Annotated in this window: 23 protein-coding genes, 1 rRNA gene and 1 pseudogene (1 of these 25 only partly in view); 3 read left to right on the top strand and 22 right to left on the bottom strand. The window is 41.5% G+C overall.

The window, feature by feature from the left end; genetic code table 11:
• The 3 genes from C0966_RS15110 to C0966_RS15100 form a co-directional block, all read right to left on the bottom strand.
• Nucleotides 1-1052, bottom strand: a 16S ribosomal RNA gene (locus tag C0966_RS15110); it reaches 499 nt to the left of the window's first position.
• A gap of 56 nt (nt 1053-1108) precedes the next feature.
• On the bottom strand, nt 1109-1306 hold the full coding sequence (locus tag C0966_RS15105) for a hypothetical protein (protein WP_274856538.1): 198 nt from the start codon (nt 1304-1306) through the stop codon (nt 1109-1111).
• 145 nt (nt 1307-1451) lie between these two features.
• The gene (locus C0966_RS15100; protein ID WP_274856537.1) at nt 1452-1703 is read right to left on the bottom strand and encodes a hypothetical protein; all 252 of its coding nucleotides are present in this window, start codon (nt 1701-1703) and stop codon (nt 1452-1454) included.
• Nucleotides 1704-1839: 136 nt separating this feature from the next.
• On the opposite strand from C0966_RS15100, the gene pdaB reads away from it, so the two are divergent.
• On the top strand, nt 1840-2592 hold the full coding sequence (gene pdaB, locus C0966_RS15095) for a polysaccharide deacetylase family sporulation protein PdaB (RefSeq protein ID WP_274856536.1): 753 nt from the start codon (nt 1840-1842) through the stop codon (nt 2590-2592).
• A gap of 52 nt (nt 2593-2644) precedes the next feature.
• Here the strand turns inward: pdaB and C0966_RS15090 are convergent, their stop codons facing one another.
• Nucleotides 2645-3277 (bottom strand): KinB-signaling pathway activation protein, encoded by a 633-nt coding sequence (locus C0966_RS15090; protein WP_274856535.1) that lies wholly within the window; start codon nt 3275-3277, stop codon nt 2645-2647.
• A 151-nt stretch (nt 3278-3428) separates the two neighbouring features.
• Here C0966_RS15090 and gerD point away from each other — a divergent pair, with 151 nt between their 5' ends.
• On the top strand, nt 3429-4049 hold the full coding sequence (gene gerD / locus C0966_RS15085; protein WP_274856534.1) for a spore germination lipoprotein GerD: 621 nt from the start codon (nt 3429-3431) through the stop codon (nt 4047-4049).
• A gap of 123 nt (nt 4050-4172) precedes the next feature.
• On the opposite strand, the gene C0966_RS15080 is transcribed toward gerD, so the two are convergent.
• From C0966_RS15080 to C0966_RS15070, 3 genes are all read right to left on the bottom strand, one after another.
• Nucleotides 4173-5231 carry an Mrp/NBP35 family ATP-binding protein gene (locus C0966_RS15080; RefSeq protein ID WP_274856533.1) on the bottom strand — a complete coding sequence of 353 codons (1059 nt, stop codon included), beginning with the start codon at nt 5229-5231 and terminating at the stop codon, nt 4173-4175.
• Nucleotides 5232-5431: 200 nt separating this feature from the next.
• Nucleotides 5432-6154, bottom strand: coding sequence for an N-acetylmuramoyl-L-alanine amidase CwlD (gene cwlD, locus C0966_RS15075; protein WP_274856532.1), 723 nt, complete (start codon nt 6152-6154; stop codon nt 5432-5434).
• An 80-nt stretch (nt 6155-6234) separates the two neighbouring features.
• The gene (locus tag C0966_RS15070) at nt 6235-6678 is read right to left on the bottom strand and encodes a YbaK family protein (RefSeq protein ID WP_274856531.1); all 444 of its coding nucleotides are present in this window, start codon (nt 6676-6678) and stop codon (nt 6235-6237) included.
• Between the two features lie 225 nt (nt 6679-6903).
• Between C0966_RS15070 and C0966_RS15065 the strand changes: the two are divergent.
• A pseudogene (locus C0966_RS15065) lies at nt 6904-8117 on the top strand (ISL3 family transposase).
• A gap of 123 nt (nt 8118-8240) precedes the next feature.
• On the opposite strand, the gene rpsI reads toward C0966_RS15065, so the two are convergent.
• The 15 genes from rpsI to C0966_RS14990 all read right to left on the bottom strand — a co-directional run bounded on the left by rpsI (nt 8241) and on the right by C0966_RS14990 (nt 17283).
• Nucleotides 8241-8633 (bottom strand): 30S ribosomal protein S9, encoded by a 393-nt coding sequence (gene rpsI, locus C0966_RS15060; protein WP_003348563.1) that lies wholly within the window; start codon nt 8631-8633, stop codon nt 8241-8243.
• 20 nt (nt 8634-8653) lie between these two features.
• Nucleotides 8654-9091 (bottom strand): 50S ribosomal protein L13, encoded by a 438-nt coding sequence (gene rplM / locus C0966_RS15055; RefSeq protein ID WP_003351395.1) that lies wholly within the window; start codon nt 9089-9091, stop codon nt 8654-8656.
• A 184-nt stretch (nt 9092-9275) separates the two neighbouring features.
• Entirely contained in the window at nt 9276-10013 is a 738-nt protein-coding gene (gene truA, locus C0966_RS15050; protein WP_274856530.1) for a tRNA pseudouridine(38-40) synthase TruA, read from the bottom strand.
• A 13-nt stretch (nt 10014-10026) separates the two neighbouring features.
• The gene (locus C0966_RS15045) at nt 10027-10824 is read right to left on the bottom strand and encodes an energy-coupling factor transporter transmembrane component T family protein (protein WP_274856529.1); all 798 of its coding nucleotides are present in this window, start codon (nt 10822-10824) and stop codon (nt 10027-10029) included.
• Nucleotides 10821-11690 carry an energy-coupling factor ABC transporter ATP-binding protein gene (locus C0966_RS15040; RefSeq protein ID WP_274856528.1) on the bottom strand — a complete coding sequence of 290 codons (870 nt, stop codon included), beginning with the start codon at nt 11688-11690 and terminating at the stop codon, nt 10821-10823. Before C0966_RS15040 ends, C0966_RS15045 begins: the two co-directional genes overlap by 4 nt.
• Nucleotides 11666-12505 carry an energy-coupling factor ABC transporter ATP-binding protein gene (locus tag C0966_RS15035; protein ID WP_274856527.1) on the bottom strand — a complete coding sequence of 280 codons (840 nt, stop codon included), beginning with the start codon at nt 12503-12505 and terminating at the stop codon, nt 11666-11668. The genes C0966_RS15040 and C0966_RS15035 overlap by 25 nt, the downstream gene beginning before the upstream one ends.
• Before the next feature lie 327 nt (nt 12506-12832).
• Complete coding sequence (gene rplQ / locus C0966_RS15030; RefSeq protein WP_003351398.1) at nt 12833-13195, bottom strand: 50S ribosomal protein L17; 363 nt, start codon at nt 13193-13195, stop codon at nt 12833-12835.
• 76 nt (nt 13196-13271) lie between these two features.
• Entirely contained in the window at nt 13272-14216 is a 945-nt protein-coding gene (locus C0966_RS15025; protein WP_274856526.1) for a DNA-directed RNA polymerase subunit alpha, read from the bottom strand.
• A 170-nt stretch (nt 14217-14386) separates the two neighbouring features.
• Nucleotides 14387-14776 carry a 30S ribosomal protein S11 gene (rpsK, locus tag C0966_RS15020; RefSeq protein ID WP_003351402.1) on the bottom strand — a complete coding sequence of 130 codons (390 nt, stop codon included), beginning with the start codon at nt 14774-14776 and terminating at the stop codon, nt 14387-14389.
• A 22-nt stretch (nt 14777-14798) separates the two neighbouring features.
• A complete protein-coding gene (gene rpsM / locus C0966_RS15015) occupies nt 14799-15164 on the bottom strand; it encodes a 30S ribosomal protein S13 (RefSeq protein WP_274856525.1) in 366 nt (121 codons plus the stop codon).
• A gap of 22 nt (nt 15165-15186) precedes the next feature.
• Nucleotides 15187-15300: a 50S ribosomal protein L36 gene (rpmJ, locus tag C0966_RS15010; RefSeq protein ID WP_000868344.1), complete on the bottom strand. Its 114-nt coding sequence runs from the start codon at nt 15298-15300 to the stop codon at nt 15187-15189.
• Nucleotides 15301-15338: 38 nt separating this feature from the next.
• The gene (gene infA, locus C0966_RS15005; RefSeq protein ID WP_003348578.1) at nt 15339-15557 is read right to left on the bottom strand and encodes a translation initiation factor IF-1; all 219 of its coding nucleotides are present in this window, start codon (nt 15555-15557) and stop codon (nt 15339-15341) included.
• The gene (locus C0966_RS15000) at nt 15544-15870 is read right to left on the bottom strand and encodes a KOW domain-containing RNA-binding protein (RefSeq protein ID WP_274856524.1); all 327 of its coding nucleotides are present in this window, start codon (nt 15868-15870) and stop codon (nt 15544-15546) included. Before C0966_RS15000 ends, infA begins: the two co-directional genes overlap by 14 nt.
• Nucleotides 15871-15886: 16 nt before the next feature.
• Entirely contained in the window at nt 15887-16633 is a 747-nt protein-coding gene (map, locus tag C0966_RS14995; RefSeq protein WP_274856523.1) for a type I methionyl aminopeptidase, read from the bottom strand.
• The gene (locus C0966_RS14990; protein ID WP_274856522.1) at nt 16630-17283 is read right to left on the bottom strand and encodes an adenylate kinase; all 654 of its coding nucleotides are present in this window, start codon (nt 17281-17283) and stop codon (nt 16630-16632) included. The genes map and C0966_RS14990 overlap by 4 nt, the downstream gene beginning before the upstream one ends.
• Nucleotides 17284-17336: the final 53 nt, after the last annotated feature.

Raw genomic sequence — 17336 nt, 5'->3', positions numbered from 1 at the left:
ACTCTGTCCCCCGAAGGGGAACGTCCTGTCTCCAGGATTGTCAGAGGATGTCAAGACCTGGTAAGGTTCTTCGCGTTGCTTCGAATTAAACCACATGCTCCACCGCTTGTGCGGGCCCCCGTCAATTCCTTTGAGTTTCAGCCTTGCGGCCGTACTCCCCAGGCGGAGTGCTTAATGCGTTAGCTGCAGCACTAAAGGGCGGAAACCCTCTAACACTTAGCACTCATCGTTTACGGCGTGGACTACCAGGGTATCTAATCCTGTTTGCTCCCCACGCTTTCGCGCCTCAGCGTCAGTTACAGACCAGAGAGCCGCCTTCGCCACTGGTGTTCCTCCACATCTCTACGCATTTCACCGCTACACGTGGAATTCCGCTCTCCTCTTCTGCACTCAAGTTCCCCAGTTTCCAATGACCCTCCACGGTTGAGCCGTGGGCTTTCACATCAGACTTAAGGAACCGCCTGCGCGCGCTTTACGCCCAATAATTCCGGACAACGCTTGCCACCTACGTATTACCGCGGCTGCTGGCACGTAGTTAGCCGTGGCTTTCTGGTCAGGTACCGTCAAGGTACCGCCCTATTCGAACGGTACTTGTTCTTCCCTGACAACAGAGCTTTACGACCCGAAGGCCTTCTTCGCTCACGCGGCGTTGCTCCGTCAGACTTTCGTCCATTGCGGAAGATTCCCTACTGCTGCCTCCCGTAGGAGTCTGGGCCGTGTCTCAGTCCCAGTGTGGCCGATCACCCTCTCAGGTCGGCTACGCATCGTCGCCTTGGTGAGCCGTTACCTCACCAACTAGCTAATGCGCCGCGGGCCCATCTGTAAGTGATAGCCGAAGCCATCTTTCAGCTCTTTCCCATGCGGGAAAGAGGATTATCCGGTATTAGCTCCGGTTTCCCGAAGTTATCCCAGTCTTACAGGCAGGTTGCCCACGTGTTACTCACCCGTCCGCCGCTGACTTCAGGGAGCAAGCTCCCATCAGTCCGCTCGACTTGCATGTATTAGGCACGCCGCCAGCGTTCGTCCTGAGCCAGGATCAAACTCTCCAAAAAAGAGTAAGATATGCTCATAAATAATAGAATTAACTCTGGCTAGTTTCGGCTCCCAGCTAAATAGCTGCTTGAATTAGCTTCTTCGCAATTTTGCGCAAAGCATGACCTTTAGGTGATGCTTTAAGCAGCGAGGTCATTTCGCTTCTTCTATCAAAGTCTTTAAGGACTTTTCCGCCAGAAGCTCCAATGCCCTTCGAAGCTAACCGGTCGCCTCCACTTTTAATTGTTGACGCTTTTGTTTGTTCAGTTTTCAAAGAACAATTCAGTTTCGCTTTAAAAACGACCTTTTTAATATATCATGCCACTATCAATGTGTCAACAACTTTTTTCTTTTGTCCGTTGTTTAACAGCAGCGACGTTTATTAATATACCAGCGACAAATACGAAAGTCAACACTTTTTATAAATTTTTTTTCATAGAAGTGAAGCTATCATTTCTTTGTGATTTTTTAGGTATATATTTTAAGCAATCACTTGGTGATGCAATTCTTTTAAAGAGGGAAAACAATACTTTATACCTCTCTTGCATGGCACTTTTTACAATATGTTCGATTCGTTCATCTTTCAAATAAAATAATATCTCGTCCATTTCTCTCTTCATTAAATATTGCAATTCCTTTACCTCTTTTTCATTGACTAATATACCTATCATAATTCCACTCCTTTGCATGTCTGTTTACTGTAATCTTTTCCAATTATTACTTTTTTATGTTCAAAAAACTTTAATCATACTCTAATAACCTATGCATATGATTTAGACAAGGAGTGTTTTTGGACGAGGTGATCGTATGAATTTCTTTTTAGTTTTGAGTGGAAGGTCCTTAAAGCAGTTTTTGATTGTCGTGATCGCAGCATTTTTCACAGCATGTTTTTTTTATGCAGAATCGAGTATTTATATTCCGGTATTTTCTGCTAAAGATGGACCAAAGGCAGTTTATAAAGGGGAAAAAGGAGTTGCTCTCACCTTCAATATTGGGTGGGGTGATGAAAAAGCTGAACCTATTCTCGATGTTTTAAAAAAAGAAAATGTAAAAGCCGCAACTTTCTTTCTTTCAGGGTCTTGGGCGGAAAGACACCCTGATCTTGTGGATCGAATCGTCAAAGACGGCTATGAAATCGGGATGCTAGGTTATGTTTATAAGGACTATACTGAACTTGAAGTGGAAAAAGTGCGGCAAGATATTGCTAAGGCACAGGAAGTATTTAAAAAGCTAAATGTAAAAAATGTTAAATTACTGCGGGCTCCAACCGGTCATTTTGACAAAACCACTTTAAAATTAGCAGATCGTTTTGGTTATACGGTTGTTCATTGGAGTATTGATTCCAAAGATTGGACTAACCCAGGTGCGGATATTATTGAGGAAAATGTATCAAAAGCGAAAAAAGGAGATATTATCCTACTTCATGCATCTGACTCAGCCAAACAAACAGCTTCAGCTCTTCCCGGCATTATTCAAGATTTGAAAAGGAAAGACCTTAAACTCGTAACGGTTTCTGACATGATTGTTAACGGAAATGCGAAAGCAAATGAAATTAAGTAGAAAAACGAAAGCCAGGCGTGTTATTTTCACGCTTGGCTTTTTTCATCAGAATTTATTTAGCCGGCTTGTTTTTCAAACGATTTTTTTGATGTTCTGATTTCTCATTCAATTTATGGAGTATTAAAATCTGGTATGCGTTGCATGCTATTAATGGATACAGCATTAAATACAACCAGCTTTCTTCATTTACCCTCAATACGGGAACCCATTCAATCACCGTTATGACAACCATAAAAAATAATGCAGGAATAAAGGCTTCTTTATTCGTCTGCTTTACTTTTAAAACGGCTACAATTAACCCGACCGCTAATATGAAAAATGCCAGTCCAACATACGGAAGAATGCTTTCTCCTTTTTTTGCAAATGCTTCAAAACGAAAATACACCAAATCATACAGGACAAATAATAGGATGACCAACTGGACCGGTTTCCATAGCGACCTAAATATGCCAAGCCCAAAGCGGTGAACCGTTAAATATGCAAAAAACCCCATTTGGCTTATAAGACTAAAGATTAATCCAACACCTATTAACCAGATCAAAATTGATAAGATTTCTTTAATATTAAAATCAATAAAGAGCGGCCTAAATTCATTCCAGCGAACAATAAATCCAACAATACCGGCAGTTAACCCGCCAATTATTAAGGTCGTTAAAAATAACCTTACCCAGTTTCGGCTAGTCACAGCTTTTTCCTCCATTATTCCTCATTCATTTCACTTATATGATTGTATCAACCAGACTTTGAAAAATCTAGGTATTCGGAAATAAACGCATATTTTTTCTTGATTTTTATCAATATAAACTTAAGCATTTTTATGTGAAAGGAGCTGAATGATGGTGAATAAAGGAACTTTGCTCCTCCCTTTTTTCCTTGTAGTTTTTATTGCAGGCTGCGGTCAGAATGAAGCAGGCGGCCGCCAGCTTGATTATGATGAAACAAAAAAAATGGTTGTCGATATATTAAAGACCGATGATGGAAAAAAAGCAATTCAAGAAATTATTGGTGACGATAAATTAAAAAAAGAGCTAGTGATGGATCAGCAAGTTGTAACTGAAACCATTCAAAAAACATTGACTTCAGAAGAAGGGGTCCAATTCTGGAAAAAGTCGTTTGAAGATCCGGCGTTTGCGGAAAGCATGGCAAAAAGTATGGAAAAAGAACATGAAGCATTACTAAAAAGGTTAATGAAAGATCCGGAATATCGAGGCATGATGATAGAGGTCATGAAAGATCCGGAACTTCATAAAGAAGTGGAAGATTTAATGAAAAGCAATGAGTACCGTAAACACATCCAAAAGGTCATGACCGAGACGTTTGAGAGCCCTCTTTTTAAAGCAAAAATTCAGGATATTATTATTAAAGCTGCCGGAGAAGTGCAAAGCGGAAAACAAGAAGATCAAGGCGGAGACAAGTCTGGTGGGGGCGGCGAAGAACAAGGACAAGGTGAAAGCTGATCAATGTAAAAGGCCTGGCCCTTGCAACACTTTAACGCTTCACCGTGACAGGGGTCTGACCCTCAATACGGTAAAGCGTTAAAGTGATTAGAACAGGGTTCAGATCGGATCTGAACCTTGTTTTTATTTTGCTTCCAATATGTTGAGCACATTTTTCGCAATGTCACGATAGATCTTGCCGAGCTTATGGTCTTCTTGGTAGATGGACGGAGCAAAATCTTCTTCGTTCCAATCAGGCTGTTCAAGCGGAAGCTGTCCAAGCAGCTCTGTATTTAGCTCTTCCGCTAGTTTCTTTCCTCCGCCTTTTCCAAAAACATATTCCTTCTCACCTGTTAATTTGCTTTCGAAATAAGACATATTTTCAATAACGCCGAGAATTTCATGCTCTGTTCTTAAAGCCATCGCACCTGCCCTGGCCGCTACAAAAGCAGCTGTCGGATGCGGCGTTGTAACAATAATTTCTTTACAGGATGGGAGCATCGTATGAACGTCCAAGGCGACATCCCCTGTTCCGGGAGGAAGATCAAGAAGCAGAAAGTCTATATCTCCCCATTCAACTTCATTAAAGAAATTGTTCAGCATTTTGCCAAGCATTGGGCCGCGCCAGATAATCGGTGCATTATCCTCTACAAAAAAGCCCATTGATATCACTTTTACGCCAAATCTTTCAACAGGAATGATTTTCTCGCCTCTCACAACGGGACGCTTTGTAATGCCCATCATATCCGGAACACTGAATCCATAAATATCGGCGTCGATAAGCCCTACCTTTTTCCCTAACCGTGCTAAAGAAACAGCTAAATTGACAGAAATGGTAGATTTTCCGACTCCGCCTTTCCCGCTGGCAATCGCAATAAATGTAGTCTTGCTTTCCGGAGACAGCAAGCCCTTGTCATTCGATTCCACTTCAGTCGTATATTTTTCCAGTGTCTCTTCCGGAAGTTCGCTGAATCGAATTCCAACTGTTTCAGCGCCTGCTTCTTTTAGCAAGTTTACAACTTTTGTTTGCAGTTGAAGTTGTTCTGCTGTACCTGTTTTCGCAATCGCGATTTTTACACTGACATGATTTTTTTCTTCTTTTACTCTCACTTCTTGAATGGCATTTAATTCTTCCAGTGTTTTATGTAAAAATGGTTCTTCTAACCCATTGAGAATATTAAGAATTTTCTCTTCCGTCAACATACTCGACTCCCGCCTTTTGTATTCGTTTGCAATTATCAGTATAACATACCATTTTTAATAAACAGTATATTCAAGCACACTTATTTTAACCGAATACCATTGAAAAAAATAAAGAGAAACTTCCATCAGTGGTAGTCAAACTGCCTGTTAATACGAATTAAATAAAAGAAGGCGAACATAGTGAACGCCTTCTCTGATTCCTAATCATCAGACTCCTGCAATTCTTTTTCAGTTGTAAAATATCGAATGATTCCTTTGTATATCGACGCTGCAATCATTTCTTGATAGGCTTCGTTTTTCAGGTTTTCTTTCTCAGCCGGATTGGAAAGGAAGCCGATTTCTACAAGAACGCCCGGTTTGTCTGCATTCTTTAGGATATAAACACTATTAATTGGTTTGGCCTTTCGATTTGTATTTTCTAAATTACGTATTAGCTCATCCTGTATAAATTTTGCCGCTTTTCTGTTTTCCTCCATGTGGGGTGCATAAAAGGTTTGGGCTCCGCTCCATCTCGGGGAAGGAATTGCATTTAAATGGATACTCACAAAAAAATCAGCTTCCGATTCATTGATCATTTCCAATCTTCGTTTAAGATCCTCGACCTTTCTTCGGCTGTAGCCCCTCGTTTCTTTATCGGCAAGATCTGTATCTGTTTCCCTTGTCAAAAGCACAAGGGCACCTTGGTGCTGTAAAAAATCCCTTACTTTAAGCGAAACATTTAATGCAATATCTTTTTCAAGTGTGTCTTCGGCACTCGCTCCCCCATCCGGCCCACCGTGACCCGGATCAATTAAAATAATTTCACCTGTTAAGGGAAGATTCCATGAGTTCCAGGAATTATTTTCTATAAAATCATACTTGATTATGATTAGCAAGATGATGATTCCGACTGCAAATACACCTATTTTCACATTTTTTCTCATAAACCTAACCCTACCCCCTGCATGTCCCTGTACAATTCAATATATGGGGCAGGGGGTATGATTAGAACCGGGAATAGGAATTAATGCAGACGCAGCTTGCGGCGTCTTTCTCCTTTAATGAATCCTTCTCTCCACCAATATTCAACATATTGTTCACAAAGATAATAAAGCGACTCGCTGAATATTCCTTCCTCTCCATTTCCCCAATACAAAAAGAAATTGTAGAGTGTTTCAATAAAATGATTCAGTTCCCTTTCACACCGAAGACGTACAGTATCGATTGATTCACCGTGATAACCAAACTTACTCATTTTTGCTCCTAACAAAAATGCTTCGATGGCTATGTCATAACAAGCTTCTTCAATGCCTGATTGGAGCAAAAACCCGCTGTTTAGCCTGTTTGCTCCAAAAAAGTGCTGGAATTTGTTTTTTAACATTTTTATCGATAATTCGCGAAGAATGGTACGCTCATATTTGATTTGTTTTTCCCTTCTTTTTTCTGTAAAGGTAGTAATAACAGTCAATATATTCCCCCCTTGAAGATTAGTTTTTAACCTTCTGCAGACAGACATACCATAGGGGAAAAGCTTTTGAATTTCCAATTTTGGAGGTTTGTTATAAAAAAAGGCTCTATAATATTTGTTGGGGTTTAAACACACTTTCGTTTGCATAAAAAATACACGCAAACATCCAATTCCTTTATACTTGAATTGTCCAGAAACAAGTTTAAAGAATGGAGTTGCGTGTATATGAATCTTATCATGAATATTCCTGGTTTAAAAGAGGTTGTCCTGACCAAAGTGGAACAAGTTGGGGAAGTTGTACAGTTTCATGTGGAGATGGAACGAAAGATGCATCGTTGCCCCCGTTGTAACAGAAGGATAAGCCGTGTTCATAATTACCGGATCCAGAAAATCCAGCATTTGAAATGGTTTGAGCGAAAGACCCAGATTTTTTATAGACGCCGGAGATATGTATGCAGCTGCAGGAAACGTTTCTCTGAGAAAAACTCCATAGTCGAGCGCTACCAACGCACTTCCATTGAGTGGAACCAGGCCGTATCCATCCGGGCCATCAAAGGAAAGACCTTCAAGGAAACCGCTGAGAACTATGGCACTTCTGCGTCGACGGTAGTCCGTCGGTTTGACCGCTTGGCGAGCAGTGAAATCCGTGCGGTTGAGGAATTGCCGAAAATCATTGCCATTGACGAATACAAAGGCGATACGAAGGAAGGCAAATACCAATTAATCATAGCCGACGGGGTGACAAAAAAGCCATTGGATATCCTCCCCAATCGGTATAAAAAACCATTAAGCAATACCTTCAAAAGCACGGAAGCCAGGTCCAAGTGGTCATTATGGATATGAACCAATCGTTTAAGGCGGTCGTCCAGGCAGCACTAGGCCGTCCGGTTATTATCGCAGATCGATTTTACTTCTGTCGGTATATCTACTGGGCGCTTGATGCGGTAAGAAGGCGAGTCCAACAGGATTTTCACGACTATGACCGTAAAAAGTGCAAGCGAATGAAACATGTCTTCCACAAGGCCAGTGACCGCCTTACAGAAGAGGAACGCTGGTATTTAGAGCGTTATCTGGAGATGTCCGAGGAGCTCAGGAAGGCATACGAACTCAAAAAGGACTATCGAGAATGGTTTACACGTGCCAAAGAGATTGGCAGGGATCAAATTGCCGTGGTGAAAGAGGAGTTAAAAGCGTTTTACCGATTGGTTGAAGCTTCGGAAATCCCAGAGATGGAGAAGGCCATAAAGACCTTTCAAAACTGGCAGACAGAAATCCTTAACAGTTTTGTTTATGACTGTTCCAACGGATTTTTGGAAGGGATCAATAATTTGACCAAAGTACAAAAACGGAATGCCTTTGGCTTCAGAAGTTTTGAACGCTTCAGGGCTAAAATTTTATTATCACATCAGTATAAAGGAATTGGGGTTCACATTGGATAAGGGTGAGGACACAAAGTCATCACCCCAACATTTGACGGAGAACCTAAAAAAATGAAGAATGCGGGAGATTAAGGAATAAAAAAAAAGCTCCAGCCAATGGCTGGAGCAGTGTGTTCCGTACAATTAACGTTTTGAGAACTGAGGAGCACGGCGAGCGCCTTTAAGACCGTATTTCTTACGCTCTTTCATTCTTGCATCGCGAGTTAATAAACCTGCGCGTTTTAATGTTGGACGGTATTCTGGATCTACTTGAAGTAATGCGCGGGCAATACCATGGCGGATTGCTCCTGCTTGACCAGTGTAACCGCCGCCCTTTACGTTTACAAGAACGTCGTAGCTGCCAAGAGTTTCTGTAGCTACTAGCGGTTGTTTCACAACTTCACGTAATGCTGCAAACGGAATGTAGTTTTCAATGTCACGACCATTAATGATGATTTTGCCGTCGCCTGGAACTAAACGAACACGTGCAACGGAGCTCTTACGACGACCAGTACCCATATATTGAACCTGTGCCAAGTTAATAACCTCCCTTTTGATTATCCACGAAGTTCGTAAACTTCAGGTTTTTGTGCTTGGTGCGGATGCTCGCTACCAGCGTATACGTGTAATTTTTTGAACATTTGGCGGCCAAGAGAATTCTTAGGAAGCATGCCTTTAATTGCAAGCTCTAACATTTTTTCTGGATAATTTGTACGCATTTCAAGCGCTGTTCTTGATTTTAATCCTCCTGGATATTGGCTATGACGATAGTAAATTTTGTCATTCAGCTTATTACCAGTTAGTTCAATTTTAGAAGCATTGATGATAATAACATGATCACCAGTGTCCACATGTGGTGTGTATGTCGGTTTATGTTTACCGCGTAGGATTGATGCTACTTCACTTGCAAGACGACCTAAAGTTTGTCCTGCAGCATCAACCACGTACCATTTGCGTTCGATAGTATTAGCATTAGCCATAAACGTTGTACGCATTGATTTACCCTCCTAAGTTAAAAATCCATTTCAATATTGGTTTTCATATATTTCAATCACGAATAAGTTTCCGGGGCTTATCGTGGGGTTAAAAAATCATACCATATGATATAATATCTCTTTAGTGCCCTTGTTGTCAACACGAGGATTCGTTGTCATAGAAAAAATAAAAAAATAATATTTGTTAATAAAAAACCTTCCACAAATATAAACCATGTGCCGGCGCCGTTTTTCCTGCAAACTTCCGGTCTTTTTTTTCAAGAATTTCCGGAATCGAATACGGACTTCGGCTGCCGCTCCCCACTTCAAGCAATGTTCCTGTGAGAATGCGCACCATGTTATAAAGAAATCCGTTTCCGATAAACCGGAATACGAGAAGGTCTCCCTCTTGAAAAAATTCAATTTCTTCGATTGTACGAACCTTATCCTCAATTTCTGTTTTAGCAGAACAGAAGCTTGTAAAATCATGTGTACCTATTAAGTATTTGAGCGCTTCTTTCATCGCAACATAATCAAGCGGATAAGGAAACTGGTAAGCATAATGCCGCTTAAACGGATCGCGTTTCGGTGATAAATGAACTAAATAGCGGTACTCTTTTCCCAACGCGTCAAAACGTGCATGAAATCCGGGAGCCGCTTTTTCAACACGGATGACAGCAATATCATCAGGCAAGATTGAATTTAAAGCTATTTCCCATTTCGCTGTGGGTATCGCTAATGCGGAATCAAAGTGAATCACTTGTCCTTTCGCATGGACCCCGGCATCGGTGCGTCCGGAAGCACTGACCTTTATGCGTTCGCCTTTATGAAGTTTTGACAGAGCAGCTTCAATTTCTCCCTGGATTGTCCGCTTGCCCGGCTGAATCTGATATCCTGAAAATTGAGAGCCATCGTAGGAAATCGTACATTTGTATCTTTGCATTTCACAACTCCACTTATGTTCTAAACAAGATTAATAAAATAGTGATAAATCCTAATAGAACGAGCATGACGGTATCGACCGTTTTCCAATGTAACTGACGAAATTTCGTTCTTCCTTCCCCGCCGCGGTATCCCCTGGCTTCCATCGCAATAGCAAGCTCTTCCGCTCTTTTAAAGGAGCTGACAAATAAAGGAATTAACAACGGAATAATTGCTTTAATCCGATCTTTTACAGGTCCGCTTGTAAATTCAACGCCTCTGGCAGTCTGGGCTTTCATAATTTTATCGGTTTCCTGCATCAAGGTTGGAATAAAACGAAGCGAAATGGACATCATAAGAGCCAATTCATGTACCGGAAACTTTACTTTGTCGAGCGGCTTTAAAAGCGTTTCAAGACCGTCTGTAATCTCTATCGGGGTTGTTGTTAATGTCAGCAAAGACGTTACTAGTATTAGAAGGAAAAACCTCAGTGAGATAAAAATCCCCTTTCGGAGCCCTTCTTCATAGATATTTAACGGCCCCAATTCAAACAGCAGCTGTCCTTCTTTTGTTAAGAAAAAATGAAGCAGCATTGTAAAAACGACAAGCCATAAAACCGGTTTTAAGCCTCCGTAGAGAAAGCGAAACGGAATTTTGGACAATCTCATCATAATGAACGTGTATACAGCAAGAATCCCATAAGTGATACTATTGTTGGCAAGGAACACTATGCACACAAACAAAAAGACGATCAGAAGCTTAGAACGGGGGTCCAAACGGTGAATAACGGAATCGGCTGGAACATATCTGCCAAAGATCATTTTTTCCATCATACCGGGTTCCCCCTTTTCAAAAGGCGAGCGATCGCTTCTGTCAGCTCTTCCATGGAAAGAAACGTTTTTCCTAATTTCGTTTGAAAAGTCTGTTCAATTTTTAATTGAAAACGGATAATTTCAGGAACATCCAAGCCAAGCTTGATCAACCCCTCGGGAGAAGCAAAGATCTCTTCAGGCGAACCTTTTTTGAATACTTTCCCCTTATGCATAACAACAATTTGATCTGCATACCGTGCGGCATCTTCCATACTGTGGGTAACTAAAACAGTTGTCAAATTTCTTTCCCTGTGTAGACGATAGAACATCTCCATAATTTCTTTGCGGCCTCTTGGATCAAGACCTGCAGTCGGTTCGTCGAGAACGATTACTTCAGGTTCCATTGCCAGTACTCCCGCAATAGCTACCCTTCTCATTTGACCGCCGGATAAATCAAACGGCGATTTTCCCAGAATATTTTCAGGCAGTCCAACTTGCTTGATCGCTTGCCGGGCACGTTTTTTTGCCTCTTCTTCTGAAACGCCGAAATTCATTGGCCCGAAACAAATATCTTTTTCTACCGTTTCTTCAAACAGCTGATGTTCCGGAAATTGAAATACAATACCAACCTTTTGCCGAATGTTCCGCAGTCTTTTTTCTTTTTTATTCGCTGTAATTTCCTGGTCGCCGATGATAACTTTTCCGCCGGTTGGCTTTAATAATGCATTCAAATGTTGAAGGACTGTTGATTTTCCAGAACCGGTGTGCCCGATAATCGCCAAATACGTTCCGGATGGAATATCAATCGAAACATCCTGAATTGCAAGGCGTTCAAAAGGAGTATCAGCCTGATACCGGTATTCTACTTGTTGCAGTGAGATGTCCATAATTCTTTCACCAACTCTTCTTCCGATAAGAAATATTTAGGAACAGGCAGTCCTCTTTTCCTCAGTGCCTTGCTCAATTTGACCGGAAATGGGATATCCAGCCCAAGTTCTATTAATTCTTCATCCATTTGAAAAATTTGTTCCGGAGTACCTTCACGATATAGTTGACCCTTGTTCATCACAAGAATCCGATCAGCCTTGGCTGCTTCTTCTAAATCATGGGTAATCGAGATGACGGTTAACCGCTCCGAATCTTTTAAATCTCTTATCGTTTGTAAAACTTCTTCTCTTCCTCTAGGATCAAGCATTGAAGTTGCTTCATCCAATATAATAATTTCAGGCCTTAAAGCAAGAATGCCCGCAATCGCCACTCTTTGCTTCTGTCCCCCTGACAGATGGTGCGGCTCTTGATCAAGAAATTGATCCATTTTAACTTTCTCTAACGCTTCTTTCACACGCTGGACCATTACCTCACGGGGAATGCCGTTATTTTCTAAACCAAAAGCCACATCATCCTGGACAGTTGTGCCTACAAATTGATTATCAGGGTTTTGAAAGACCATTCCGATCTTTTTTCTTATTTCCCAGACGGACTCTTCAGTACTTTCGATGCCGCAGACTTTAATTTTCCCTTTCATGGGAAATTGCAGCCCGTTTAATAGCTTTGCCAAAGTAGACTTGCCTGACCCGTTATGGCCGACAATGGCAACCCATTCTCCTTCGCGGATTTCAAAAGAGACATCATTTAATGCAAATCCTTCTTGTCCTTCATATTGAAAAGAAACATGATCGAGAACAACAAGCGCTTCTTCCATGGCGGTCCCCCCAATAACTCAGCTTGCTATACTATACTCTTCTAAACTGTATCAAAAGTTCCATATATAAAAAAAAGCCTGCACCTCATTCCCGGGCGAAATTTGCAATTCACAAAAAATCGAAATTCCTGCAAGGAATGGGAAGAGGCGCATGAGCTAGACGAGTCACCGAAAAGATGCTCATCATAACGCTCGATATTGGCTTTGCTTCTGAATAGCAGCACGAAGAATGAAAACTCCAATTGCTATTTTATCCGATATACAACAAGGGCATAGAACAAGTTTCGATATAAACTGTCCGCCGCCCTTGTTGTTTGAAAAATATTATTAAACTAATTCGATAATAACCATTGGTGCACCGTCACCGCGGCGAGGACCAAGTTTCATAATACGAGTGTAGCCGCCTTGGCGTTCTTCGTAACGAGGAGCGATATCAGTAAACAATTTTTGAAGTGCATCTTGCTCTGTTTCAGTATTCGCTACTTCGTTGCGGATAAATGCAGCAGCTTGACGACGAGCATGCAAATCGCCGCGCTTTCCTAGAGTGATCATTTTTTCTACAACTGAACGAAGTTCTTTCGCACGAGTTTCAGTTGTTTCGATACGCTCATTGATAATTAAATCTGTTGCTAAGTCACGCAGCATAGCTTTACGCTGAGCACTAGTACGTCCTAACTTTCTGTAAGCCATGAAAGTTTCCCTCCTTTGTTGAAGTCATGATTGTAAGCCGAACTGACAGCAAAATGCCTAGTTAAGCAATTGCTAACTAGTCATCTTTACGCAAGCCTAATCCAAGCTCTTCAAGTTTGTGTTTTACCTCTTCAAGAGATTTACGTCCTAAATTACGTACTTTCATCATATCTTCTTCCGTTTTATTCGCTAATTCTTGAACGGTATTGATTCCGGCACGTTTTAGGCAGTTATATGAACGAACCGAAAGATCAAGTTCTTCAATTGTCATTTCAAGAACTTTTTCTTTTTGGTCTTCTTCTTTCTCAACCATAATTTCTGCATTTTGGGCTTCATCCGTTAATCCGACGAAGATATTCAGATGCTCTGTTAATATTTTGGCCCCTAGAGCAATTGCTTCCTGCGGCCCAGTGCTGCCATCTGTCCAAACATCCAGCGTAAGCTTGTCATAGTTTGTCATTTGGCCAACACGAGTATTTTCTACCTGATACTGAACACGTGAAACCGGAGTGTAGATGGAGTCAATTGGAATCACACCAATTGGCTGATCTTCTCTCTTGTTCAGTTCAGCAGGTGTATAGCCGCGTCCGCGTTTTGCAGTTAAACGCATGCGCAGATGACCGTTTTTTGCAAGAGTCGCGATGTGAAGATCCGGATTTAAGATTTCAACATCACTGTCATGTGTAATATCAGCTGCAGTTACTACTCCTTCTCCCTGCGCATCAATTTCAAGCATCTTTTCTTCATCAGAGTAGATTTTCAGTGCTAATTTCTTAATGTTTAAAATAATAGATGTAACATCCTCTACAACGCCTTCAATTGTTGAAAACTCATGAAGCACCCCATCGATTTGAATCGATGTGACAGCGGCACCTGGGAGTGAGGATAATAGGATACGACGTAAGGAGTTACCCAAAGTTGTACCATATCCACGCTCAAGTGGTTCTACAACGAACTTCCCGTACTTGGCATCATCGTTGATCTCAACCGTTTCAATTTTTGGTTTTTCTATTTCGATCATCAAATATACCCTCCTTCAAAACGTCGAAACCCGGTATGGTATACATACCGAAATTCCCCATGTATACGTTCCCGTTTGTGCACAACAACTGGTTTAATAATTCTGTACGGACGTAAAAAAATTCTATCATATCCCATTATAGACAAGGATACAAAATCTATACAGAAATATTAAACACGGCGACGTTTTGGCGGGCGACATCCGTTATGCGGAACTGGAGTTACGTCTTTAATTGCTGTGACTTCAAGTCCAGCAGCTTGCAGAGCACGGATAGCAGCTTCACGTCCTGCACCAGGTCCTTTTACTGTTACTTCAAGAGATTTCATACCGTGTTCCATTGACGATTTCGCTGCGGTTTCAGCTGCCATTTGAGCCGCAAATGGAGTTGATTTACGAGAACCTTTAAAACCAAGCGCACCTGCACTTGACCAAGCAATCGCGTTACCATGAACGTCTGTGATCGTTACGATCGTATTATTGAAAGTAGAACGAATGTGAGCAATACCATTTTCAATATTCTTTTTCACACGGCGTTTGCGTGTATTAGTTTTACGAGCCATTTAGATATACCTCCTTTACCGATTATTTTTTCTTGTTCGCAACAGTCTTACGAGGACCTTTGCGTGTACGCGCATTGTTTTTCGTATTTTGTCCGCGAACAGGTAAACCACGGCGATGACGCAAACCGCGATAGCATCCGATTTCCATTAAACGCTTAATGTTAAGGGATACTTCACGTCGAAGGTCACCTTCAACCTTTAATTTATCAACGATATCACGGATTTTGTTTAATTCATCTTCTGTTAAATCACGAACGCGAGTGTCTTCAGAAACACCTGCTTCCGCTAAAACCTTTTGAGCTGTAGCTTTACCGATACCATAGATATAAGTCAATGAAATTACTACTCGTTTCTCACGTGGAATATCTACACCAGCAATACGTGCCATTTAGTGCACACCTCCTTCGAAATTAACCTTGTTTTTGTTTATGTTTTGGATTTTCGCAGATAACCATTACTTTACCCCGTCTGCGGATCACTTTACATTTTTCGCAGATCGGCTTAACTGATGGTCTGACTTTCATTATTCTAACCTCCTTAATAGTACGGAGTGCATTTGGAATTATTTAAAGCGGTACGTAATTCTTCCGCGTGTCAAGTCATATGGTGAAAGCTCAACGGTTACTTTATCTCCTGGTAAAATCCGAATAAAGTGCATGCGAATTTTACCGGATACATGAGCCAATACAGTATGACCATTTTCTAATTCTACCTTAAACATGGCATTTGGCAAAGTTTCAACGACTGTGCCTTCCACTTCAATAACATCATCTTTTGCCATCGAACTCATCTCCCTTCATACGCTCAAGTTTGGATTCATTTTTATACTTTGCTAGTGCAAAGCGAAGCTTTCCGTTTGTTACACGACCTGTTTCCCTGATACTGCTTTGAACTTCCGGAGATATGCGTTGAATCAGTTGAAGATGTTGAATATTCTTTTTCTTGGGACGGTCAAACTTTCGTTTTTCTCCGTCTGCAAGATATACAAATGGTTCTTCACCCAACCTTATTATTATAGCATATTGACCGGCATCCCGTCCGCTGGTAATTCGAACAATCTGCCCAACTTGCGGACCAGAATCATAATCGATCAACGAAAATCACCTGCACTTAGGCTATCGTTAAAATTTCGCACCCTGTTTCAGTGATTGCTACCGTATGCTCAAAATGAGCACACATTTTTCCGTCAACTGTCACGACTGTCCAATCATCAGCTAACGTTTTAACATATCGGCTTCCCGCATTTACCATTGGTTCAATCGCTAATACCATTCCAGTCTTTAGACGCGGACCTTTGTTGGGTGGACCGTAATGAGGAATTTGCGGGTCTTCATGTAATTCTTGCCCTACTCCGTGTCCGGCATACTCGCGTACAATGGAAAAGCCGTTTGATTCCACATACGTTTGAATCGCATGGGAGACGTTCGATAGGCGCACGCCCGGTTTTGCTTCCTTCAGCCCTCTGTATAGAGATTCTTTCGTTACATCTAAAAGGCGCTTTGTTTCTTCATCTATTTTTCCTACAGGATATGTCCAAGCCGAGTCGCCATGATAACCGTTATATTTAGCACCTATGTCAATAGTAATAATATCGCCCTCTTTTAAAACACGGTCACCAGGAATCCCATGGACAAGTTCATTGTTGACTGAGGCACAGATGCTTCCAGGGAAACCATTATAACCTTTAAAAGAAGGGATTGCTTCAAATTTTAGGATAAACTGTTCCGCAATCGCATCCAGTTCCTTTGTCGTAATACCAGGTGAAATATGCTTTTTTAGCTCCTGATGGGTAAGGGCTACAATCCGGCAGGCTTCCCTCATAATTTCAATTTCGCGAGGGGTTTTTGAAGCGATCATTCATGTAAGCCCCCAAGCAATTCATCAATATCAGCAAACACTTTTTCGATGTCTTGCTGACCATTGATATTGCGCAAATACCCTTTTGATTCATAAAAATCTAATAAAGGCTTTGTTTGTTTCTTATTTACTTCCAAACGATTTTGGACTGTCTCACTGTTATCATCTGCACGCTGATACAGCTCGCCTCCACAACGGTCGCAAACACCGTCGACAGTAGGAGGATTAAAGACAAGATGATACGTCGCGCCGCAGCTTTTACAAATACGGCGTCCAGTCAGACGTTCCATTAATATTTCTTGATCTACATCAACATGAATAACATAATCAATTTTTTTGTCCATGCCGGCCAGCATGGCATCAAGCGCTTCAGCCTGGGCAACTGTTCTTGGAAATCCGTCTAAAAGGAATCCTTTTTGACAGTCATCCTTGCTTAATCTCTCACGGACAATGCCAATTGTCACTTCATCAGGAACAAGTTCGCCTTTATCCATGAAAGACTTTGCCTTTAAACCAAGTTCCGTTCCTTCGCTCATAGCAGCACGGAACATATCTCCTGTTGAGATATGAGGGATGTTGTATTTTTCTACGATCTTCTCGGCCTGCGTACCTTTACCTGCACCTGGAAGCCCCATTAATACTAAATTCACCCGTATTCCCCCTCAGTCTCTTAATAGGTCTTAGGAGCCTCCGCCCCTAAAAC

The sequence above is a fragment of the Bacillus methanolicus genome (assembly GCF_028888695.1).
Lineage (GTDB): Bacteria > Bacillota > Bacilli > Bacillales > Cytobacillaceae > Bacillus_Z > Bacillus_Z methanolicus_B.
Note: the sequence above shows the minus strand (reverse complement) of the source record. Positions and strands in the feature narration are given on the sequence as shown.